The following is an 8,858-nucleotide window of genomic DNA, read 5'->3' on the forward strand; positions in this document are numbered from 1 at the left end:
GCGGTCGCCACGGAGCCCGGTACGGGCCCGCCGAGCGGCTACTCGGCGCCCCCGTCCCGGGCCGGCGTACGGGATCGGCCGCGCGGCAGGACCCGTAGCGCATCGCCCACGTCGGCGACCTCGATGACCTTCATGCCGGCCGGCACCTTGCCCGGATCCACCGGCACCAGGGCGTGCGTGAACCCCAGCCGGTGCGCCTCCGCGAGCCGCCGCTGTACGCCCGTCACGCGCCGCACCTCGCCGGCCAGCCCGACCTCGCCGATGGCGACGAGGTTCTTCGGGAGCGGGACGTCACTGGCGGCCGAGGCCAGCGCCAGCGCGATGGCCAGGTCGGCGGCCGGCTCGGTCAGCTTCACCCCGCCCACGGTCGCGCTGTAGATGTCGCGCTTGCCGAGCGCGGTGATCCGGCCGCGCTGTTCCAGTACGGCCAGCATCATCGAGACGCGGGAGGTCTCCAGCCCGGAGGTGGTCCGGCGGGGCGAGGGGATCTGCGAGTCCACCGTCAGCGCCTGCACCTCGGCGACCAGCGGACGCTTGCCCTCCAGGGTCACCGTCAGGCAGGTCCCCGGCACCGCCTCGGCGCGCCGGGTCAGGAACAGGCCGCTCGGGTCGGCGAGTCCGGTGATGCCCTCGTCGTGCAGTTCGAAGCAGCCGACCTCGTCCGTGGCCCCGTAACGGTTCTTGATGCCGCGCACCAGGCGCAGCCGCGCATGCCGGTCTCCCTCGAAGCTGAGCACGACGTCCACCAGGTGCTCCAGCAGCCGGGGTCCGGCGATGGCCCCGTCCTTGGTGACGTGCCCGACGAGCAGCGTGGCCATCCCGCGCTCCTTGGAGGCGCGGATCAACGCCCCCGCCACCTCCCGCACCTGGGCCATGCCGCCGGGCGCGCCGTCGATCTCGGGGGAGGCCACGGTCTGTACGGAGTCCAGGACCAGCAGGGACGGCTTCACGGCGTCGAGGTGGCCCAGTACGGCGGACAGGTCGGTCTCGGCCGCGAGGAAGAGGTGGTCGCTCAGCGCGTGGATCCGGTCGGCCCGCAGCCGCACCTGGCTCGCCGACTCCTCGCCGGTGACGTAGAGGGTGCGGTGCTCGTCGCTGGCCGCCTTCGCCGCGACGTCGAGCAGCAGCGTCGACTTGCCGACGCCGGGCTCGCCCGCGAGCAGTACGACGGCGCCGGGGACCAGCCCACCGCCGAGGACCCGGTCCAGCTCGTCCACGCCGGTGCTGCGCGCGGTCGCGGTGCGGCCGTCGACCTGCGCGATCGGGAGGGCGGGCGCGGACACCCGCCCGGCCGCGGTGGTCCGTACGGCGGGCGCGCCGCCCAGTTCCTCGACCGTCCCCCAGGCCTGGCACTCGGGGCACCGGCCGAGCCACTTGGCGGTGGAGTACCCGCACTCGGTACAGCGGTAGGACGGCCGGTCCTTGGCGGATGAACGAGATGTACGGGCAGCCATGCGCCCCACCGTAGCCGCAGCCACTGACACGGCCGGGTCCCGCCGGGTCCCGCCGGGTGGCGGGCGGCGTCAGGGGCTCGGTCAGTGCGGTACCGATCTGTTCACCCGTAAGGGCTAACTGTGGTGAAGGCTTCCGGAGTGTGAGCGGCACGCCGCCTACGGTCGCCAGGTGAACAGCAGCAGCCAGTCACACCCCGCATCACGCACCGGCGCACACCGGGCGCACGGGCGCACGCCCCGCGAGGGGCATTCGGCGGAGCAGCCGCCCCCGTTCCGGTACGAGCCCTACCTGGACGGTCTGTTCACGTACTGCCTCTCGGTCCTGTGCGACCACGACACCGCCACCGACGTGCTGGGCGACGTACTCGCGGTCGCCGAACGGCACCCGGGCCGGTGTCCCGACGAGGGGGACCGGCGCGCCTGGCTGTACGCGCTGGCGCGCTGGGCCTGCCTGCGCCGCCTCGCCGAACAGCGGCGCGCCCGGCAGGGGGCGCATTCCACCCGGCGCGCGCCGGAGCGCACGGGTGCGGGGGGTGCGCCTGGGGCTGCCGGCACCCCCGCCCCCGGCGCCCACCGGCCGGTCGACGTCAGCACGTACCGCCGCACCGAACTGGCCCGGCTCGCCTGGCCGGAGGCCGCCGGGACCACGCCCGGGCAGCGCGAGGCCCTCGAACTGGCCGTCCGCCACCGCCTCGGCGTGCCCGAACTCGCCGCCGTCCTCGGCACCCCCCAGACCGCCGCCCGCGAACTGCTGACCGGGGCCGCCTGCGAGGTGGAGCGCACCCGCGCCGCCCTCGCGGTCGTGGAGACGGGCAACTGCCCGACCGTGTCCCGGCTCACCGGCGACGACGGCGACGGCGGCGACGGTCAGGTACTGCTGTCCACCAGCCTGCGCGCCGAGCTGGTCCGGCACGTCGACGACTGCCCGCGCTGCCGCCGCGTCGCCGAGCGGGTCGGTGCCGGCGGGCCCTGGCCGGGCTCCGGCGGGGTCGAGACCGCCGCGCTGCCGCTGGTCCCCGCGCCCCGTACCGCCGTGCACGCCGCGATGGTCCGCTCCGGCCGGCGCCGCGGACCCGGGCCGCGCTTCGACCGGACCGGCTTCCCGATGGACCCCAAGGACCGCGCCGCCCGCCGCGACCGGCTGCGCACCCGGGCCATTACCACCACCGTGGTCGCCACCGTCGTCGCGGCCCCGGTGCTGGCGCTCTGGGCGGCGTACCGGGGCGCCCCCGACACGGGCGAACCCGTCGGCGGCAGCTCCGCCCGCATCTCCGCGAGCGAGTCGGAGATCCCGCTGCCGCGCGCCGACGGCCGCCCGCTGGCGGCGTACGAGAACGCGGGCAACGCCGCCGTCACCACCGGCGGCCCGGGCTTCGCCCCCGGCAGCGCCGCGCCCGACGTGTCCGTCGAGGTGATCAGCACCGGACCGCCGGCCACTCCCGACCGGCCGGGGCCGGGCGCCCCCGGCCGGCTCGCCGTGACCGCGTCCTCCCACGGCGCCACCACCGTGCTCACCCTCAGCGCGTCGGGCGGCGGCCCCGTGGACTGGCGGCTCTGGTCCGACGCCCCGTGGCTGCGCGCGAGCCGGACCTCGGGCACCCTCTCCCCCGGAGAATCGGTCACCCTACGGATCGACGTGGACCCCGAAGCCCAGCCCGTCGGGGCGTGGAGGGCCCGGGTCGGGGTCGACCCGGACGGCGCGGTCGTCGCCATCCAGGGCCGCGGCCGCCCGGCGCCGACGCCCACGGACCCGGCGACGCCGACCCCGACGCCCACCCCCACCCCCACGCCTACTCCGACGCCGACGCCGACGCCGACGCCGCCCCCGTCGCAGACGCCCACGCCCACCCCGACGGGCTCAGCAGGAACGGTTGACCCGGCGCCGGGGCCGTCCGCGCAGGGATAGCCGCCGTATCGCGGCGTACCGCGTCAGGCGGGACGCACCGGGTCGGCCGGGTGCGGGGCCATCGGCAGCAGCGAGGACAGCCGCGCCTCGCACAGCTTCACCAGCGCCTCGTACCCCTCCTTGCCCATCAGCTCGGTCAGCTCGGCGCGGTACGACACGTACACCGGGGCCCCGGCGCCGTGCGCGGACGTGGCCGAGGTGCACCACCAGTGCAGGTCGTGGCCCCCAGGGCCCCAGCCGCGCCGGTCGTACTCGCCGATGGACACCTGCAGTACGCGGGTGTCGTCCGGCCGGTCGATCCAGTCGTAGGTCCGCCGGATCGGCAGCTGCCAGCACACGTCCGGCTTGGTCTCCAGCGGCTCCTTGCCCTCGCGCACGGCGAGGATGTGCAGCGAACAGCCGGCCCCGGCGGGGAAGCCGGGACGGTTCAGGAAGATGCAGGCCCCGTCCCAGCGGCGGGTCTGCTTCTCCCCGTCGTCGTCGGCCTGCGTCCAGCCGGTCTCGCTGCCCACGTCGTGGAACTGCCACAGCTCCGGCGTCAGCCGGGCCACGTGCTCCGCGACGCGCTTCTCGTCGTCCTCGTCGGAGAAGTGCGCGCCGAGCGTGCAGCAGCCGTCGTCCGCCCGCCCGGGCTGGATGCCCTGGCAGCCGCTGCCGAAGATGCAGGTCCAGCGGGAGGTCAGCCAGGTCAGGTCGCAGCGGAAGACCTGCTCGTCATCGGCGGGATCGGGGAACTCCACCCACGCCCGGGGGAAGTCGATCCCCGTCTCGTCCGTCGTGGTCTTGGCTTCCGTCCGGGACTTCGACTTAGACCGGGTCTTGTTGGCCTTCTTCGTATTTGGCACAAACCCAAGCCTAAGGGCCCCTCACTCCACCCCTCGGCGATCTGCGCAGTAGCGTTCCCCCCTATGAGACTCGGTGTCCTTGATGTGGGTTCGAACACGATCCATCTGCTGGTGGTGGACGCGCACCCCGGTGCGCGCCCGCAGCCGGCGCACTCGCACAAGGTGGAACTGCGGCTGGCGGAGCTCCTCGACGCACACGGCGCGGTCACGCCCGCGGGCGTCGAGCGGCTCGTTTCGGTGATCGGCGGCGCGGTGCAGGCCGCCGAGGACAAGGGGTGCGAGGACGTGCTCCCCTTCGCGACGAGCGCGGTGCGCGAGGCGACCAACGCGGACGAGGTACTGGCCCGGGTCAAGATCGAGACGGGTGTCGACCTCCCCGTGCTGAGCGGCGACGACGAGGCGAGGCTGACGTTCCTGGCCGCCCGGCGCTGGTTCGGCTGGTCCGCGGGGAAGCTGCTGGTCCTGGACATCGGGGGCGGCTCGCTGGAGATCGCCTTCGGCATCGACGAGGACCCGGACGCGGCCGTCTCCCTCCCGCTCGGCGCGGGCCGCCTCACGGCGGGCTGGCTCCAGGGCGACCCGCCGGACCCCTCCGACGTCCGGGCGCTGCGCCGCCACGCGCGGGCCCAGATCGCGCGGAAGGTCGGCGTGTTCAGCCGCTTCGGGGCGCCGGACCGGGTGGTGGCGACGTCGAAGACGTTCAAGCAGCTGGCCCGCATCGCGGGCGCGGCCCGCTCGGCCGACGGCCTGTACGTCCAGCGGGACCTGACCCGCAAGTCCCTGGAGGAGTGGGTCCCGCGGCTGGCGGCGATGACGGCCTCCCAGCGGGCGGCCCTCCCGGGCGTCTCGGAGGGCCGCGCCTCGCAGCTCCTGGCCGGGGCGCTGGTCGCGGAGGGCGCGATGGACCTCTTCGGCGTCGACGCACTCGAAATCTGCCCCTGGGCCCTGCGCGAGGGCGTCATCCTCCGCCGCCTGGACCACCTGCCCCCGGCGGCGTCGCCCTCTTCTTGACGGCCGTCCGGCGCGCGGGCCCGGGGCGGCGGGGGACGTTCTCCCCGTACCGCCCCGCAGGGCAAGGGCATCGGTACCCTGTCCCCGTGGCAAAACCAGTCCGGGTTCCGAATGCGAAAGTCGCCCTCTCCACCGCCTCCGTGTATCCGGAGTCGACGGCGACCGCCTTCGAGATCGCCGCGCGCCTCGGTTACGACGGCGTCGAGGTCATGGTCTGGACGGATCCGGTCAGTCAGGACGTCGACGCCCTGCGGCGGCTCTCCGACGATCACCAGGTGCCGATCCTGGCGATCCACGCCCCCTGCCTCCTCATCACGCAGCGCGTGTGGTCCACCGACCCCTGGACCAAACTGCGGCGCGCCCAGTCGGCGGCCGAGCGGCTCGGGGCGAGCGCCGTCGTCGTGCACCCGCCGTTCCGGTGGCAGCGGCAGTACTCGCGCGACTTCGTCACCGGCATCTGGCGGATGGCCGACGAGACGGACGTCCGGTTCGCCGTCGAGAACATGTACCCGTGGCGGTACCGCGACCGCGAGATGCTCGCGTACGCGCCCGAGTGGGACGTGACGAAGGACGACTACCGGCACTTCACCGTCGACCTCTCGCACACGGCGACCGCCCGCACCGACGCCACCGCGATGATCGACCGGATGGGCGACCGGCTCGCCCACGTCCACCTCGCCGACGGAAACGGTTCCGCGAAGGACGAGCACCTCGTCCCGGGGCGCGGCACCCAGCCCTGCGCGGAGCTGCTGGAGCGGCTCGCCCGTACGTCCTTCGACGGGCACGTGGTCATCGAGGTCAACACCCGGCGCGCGATGTCCTCCGCCGAGCGCGAGGCCGATCTCGCCGAGGCGCTGGCCTTCACCCGCCTCCACCTGGCCACGAGCCCGGCCGCGGCCCCGGCGCCCCGCCCGTGACCGCCCCCGCGCAGCGCCCCCGCCGCGGCCCCGGCCGCCCCCGCCAGGACGAGGCCGACGACGGCCCGGGCACCCAGGAACGGATCCGCCTCGCGGCCCGTTCCGAGTTCGCCGCGCGCGGGTACGACAAGACCTCCGTACGCGGGATCGCCAAGGCGGCGGGCGTGGACCCGGCCCTGGTGCACCACTACTTCGGGACGAAGGACGACCTGTTCGCCGCCGCCATCGAGCTGAGCATCGAGCCGGCGCTCGTGGTCCCGGCGATCATCGGTGAGGGCCCGGCAGGGATCGGGGAGCGCCTCGCCCGCTACTTCCTGGAGATCTGGGAGAACCCCGTCACCCGGGCCCCGCTGCTCGCCGTGATCCGGTCCGCGCTCACCCACGAGGCCGCCGCGAAGGTGTTGCGCCGGCTCATCCTGCGCCGGGTCCTGGAGCGCGTCGCCGCCGACCTCGACGTCCCCGACCCCACCTTCCGGGCCGAGCTCGCCGCCTCGCACATGATCGGCATCGCGCTGCTGCGCTACGTCGTCCAGGTCGAGCCCCTCGCGTCCGCCGACGCGGAGGACATCGTGGCCCTGGTGGCCCCGACCCTGCAGCGCTACCTGACCGAAGGGTGACCGAGGGCTGAGCCGCCCGTCCCGCCATCCGGACACCGCGTCCGGATCGCGGGCGGTGGGCGTAGCCTCGTAACCGAGCCATATCCACAGTCGCGGCGGTCCCGTACAGCCGCACTCATGGGGAGTGAAACCGCATGCCTGAGCTGAGGTCCCGCACCGTCACCCACGGCCGCAACATGGCGGGCGCACGCGCCCTGATGCGCGCGTCGGGCGTAGCGAGCGAGGACATCGGCAAGCCGATCATCGCGGTCGCCAACTCCTTCACCGAGTTCGTCCCCGGTCACACCCACCTCGCCCCGGTCGGCCGGATCGTCTCCGACGCCATCCGCGCCGCCGGCGCGATCCCGCGCGAGTTCAACACGATCGCGGTGGACGACGGCATCGCGATGGGGCACGGCGGGATGCTGTACTCCCTGCCCTCCCGCGACCTGATCGCGGACTCCGTGGAGTACATGGTCGAGGCGCACTGCGCCGACGCGCTGATCTGCATCTCCAACTGCGACAAGATCACCCCGGGCATGCTGATGGCCGCGATGCGCCTCAACATCCCGGTCGTCTTCGTGTCCGGCGGACCGATGGAGGCCGGCCAGGCCATCCTCGTCGACGGCACCGTCCGCAAGCTCGACCTGATCGACGCCATGGTCGACGCCTCCAACGAGAACATCTCCGACGAGGACGTCCTGCGGATCGAGGAGAACGCCTGTCCGACCTGCGGGTCGTGTTCGGGCATGTTCACCGCCAACTCGATGAACTGCCTCGCCGAGGCCATCGGCCTCGCCCTCCCCGGCAACGGCTCGGTCCTCGCGACGCACACCGCCCGCCGCGCCCTGTACGAGGACGCCGGCCGGACCGTCGTGGAGATCACCAAGCGGTACTACGAGGACGGCGACGAGTCCGTTCTGCCGCGCAACATCGCCACCCGCGAGGCCTTCGAGAACGCCATGGCCCTCGACATCGCCATGGGCGGCTCGACCAACACGATCCTGCACCTGCTGGCCGCGGCGCAGGAGGCGGGCCTCGACTACGACCTCACCGACATCGACGCCGTCTCGCGCCGGGTCCCGTGCCTGTCCAAGGTCGCCCCGAACGTGGCGCCCGGCGGCACGTACTACATGGAGGACATCCACCGCGCCGGCGGCATCCCCGCCATCCTCGGCGAGCTGCACCGCGGCGGTCTCCTCAACAAGGACGTCACCACCGTCCACTCCGAGGGCCTGGAGGACTGGCTCGCGAAGTGGGACGCCCGCTCCGGCACGGCGAGCGAGGTGGCCATGGAGCTGTGGCACGCCGCCCCCGGCTGCAAGCGTTCCGCGACCGCCTTCTCCCAGTCCGAGCGCTGGAGCACCCTCGACCTCGACGCCGAGGGCGGATGCATCCGCTCCGTGCAGCACGCGTACTCCAAGGACGGCGGCCTCGCCGTCCTGCGCGGCAACATCGCCGTCGACGGGTGCGTGGTCAAGACGGCCGGTGTCGACGAGTCGATCTGGACCTTCGAGGGTCCGGCCGTCGTCTGCGAGTCGCAGGACGAGGCCGTCGACAAGATCCTGACGAAGCAGATCAAGGAGGGCGACGTCGTCGTCATCCGTTACGAGGGCCCGCGCGGCGGTCCCGGCATGCAGGAGATGCTCTACCCGACCTCCTTCCTCAAGGGCCGCGGCCTCGGCAAGGCGTGCGCGCTGGTCACGGACGGCCGCTTCTCCGGCGGCACTTCGGGCCTGTCCATCGGCCACGCCTCCCCGGAGGCGGCCTCGGGCGGCACGATCGCCCTGGTCGAGGACGGCGACCGGATCCGGATCGACATCCCGAACCGCTCGATCGAGCTGCTGGTCGACGACGAGACCCTGGCGGCCCGCCGCGAGGCCCTGGGCGGCGTCTACGCCCCGAAGAACCGCGAGCGCAAGGTCTCCGCGGCCCTGCGCGCGTACGCGGCGATGGCCACCAGCGCGGACAAGGGCGCGGTCCGCGACGTCAGCCTGCTGGGCGGCTGACCCCGACGCGGTAGCCGCTGCTGCGGGCTCCGCCCCCAGACCCCCGCGCCTCGAACGCCGACGAGGCTGGATTGAGCCCCGCCGGCGTTGGAGGCCCGGGGTGCGGGGGCGGTGGCCCGG

General features: G+C 74.0%; 7 protein-coding genes. 5 read left to right on the plus strand and 2 right to left on the minus strand.

Going from position 1 to position 8,858, the window contains the following annotated elements; all coding sequences use genetic code 11:
- Positions 1–38 precede the first annotated feature (38 nt).
- Positions 39–1,454, minus strand: a complete 1,416-nt coding sequence (gene radA / locus ACFWB8_RS04445; RefSeq protein WP_385222354.1) for a DNA repair protein RadA — start codon at positions 1,452–1,454, stop codon at positions 39–41.
- A gap of 169 nt (positions 1,455–1,623) precedes the next feature.
- Here radA and ACFWB8_RS04450 point away from each other — a divergent pair, with 169 nt between their 5' ends.
- Positions 1,624–3,360 (plus strand): hypothetical protein, encoded by a 1,737-nt coding sequence (locus ACFWB8_RS04450; RefSeq protein ID WP_385222356.1) that lies wholly within the window; start codon positions 1,624–1,626, stop codon positions 3,358–3,360.
- A 23-nt stretch (positions 3,361–3,383) separates the two neighbouring features.
- Here the strand turns inward: ACFWB8_RS04450 and ACFWB8_RS04455 are convergent, their stop codons facing one another.
- Positions 3,384–4,205, minus strand: coding sequence for a hypothetical protein (locus ACFWB8_RS04455; protein WP_385222359.1), 822 nt, complete (start codon positions 4,203–4,205; stop codon positions 3,384–3,386).
- Positions 4,206–4,268: 63 nt separating this feature from the next.
- Here ACFWB8_RS04455 and ACFWB8_RS04460 point away from each other — a divergent pair, with 63 nt between their 5' ends.
- The 4 genes from ACFWB8_RS04460 (at position 4,269) to ilvD (ending at position 8,738) form a co-directional block, all read left to right on the plus strand.
- Entirely contained in the window at positions 4,269–5,216 is a 948-nt protein-coding gene (locus ACFWB8_RS04460) for a Ppx/GppA family phosphatase (protein ID WP_385222362.1), read from the plus strand.
- A gap of 86 nt (positions 5,217–5,302) precedes the next feature.
- Positions 5,303–6,133 (plus strand): sugar phosphate isomerase/epimerase family protein, encoded by an 831-nt coding sequence (locus ACFWB8_RS04465; RefSeq protein WP_385222365.1) that lies wholly within the window; start codon positions 5,303–5,305, stop codon positions 6,131–6,133.
- A complete protein-coding gene (locus ACFWB8_RS04470; RefSeq protein WP_385222368.1) occupies positions 6,130–6,750 on the plus strand; it encodes a TetR family transcriptional regulator in 621 nt (206 codons plus the stop codon). The genes ACFWB8_RS04465 and ACFWB8_RS04470 overlap by 4 nt, the downstream gene beginning before the upstream one ends.
- A 134-nt stretch (positions 6,751–6,884) precedes the next feature.
- Positions 6,885–8,738, plus strand: coding sequence for a dihydroxy-acid dehydratase (gene ilvD / locus ACFWB8_RS04475; protein ID WP_385222371.1), 1,854 nt, complete (start codon positions 6,885–6,887; stop codon positions 8,736–8,738).
- Positions 8,739–8,858: the final 120 nt, after the last annotated feature.

This window comes from Streptomyces sp. NPDC060031 (assembly GCF_042736805.1).
Lineage (GTDB): Bacteria > Actinomycetota > Actinomycetes > Streptomycetales > Streptomycetaceae > Streptomyces.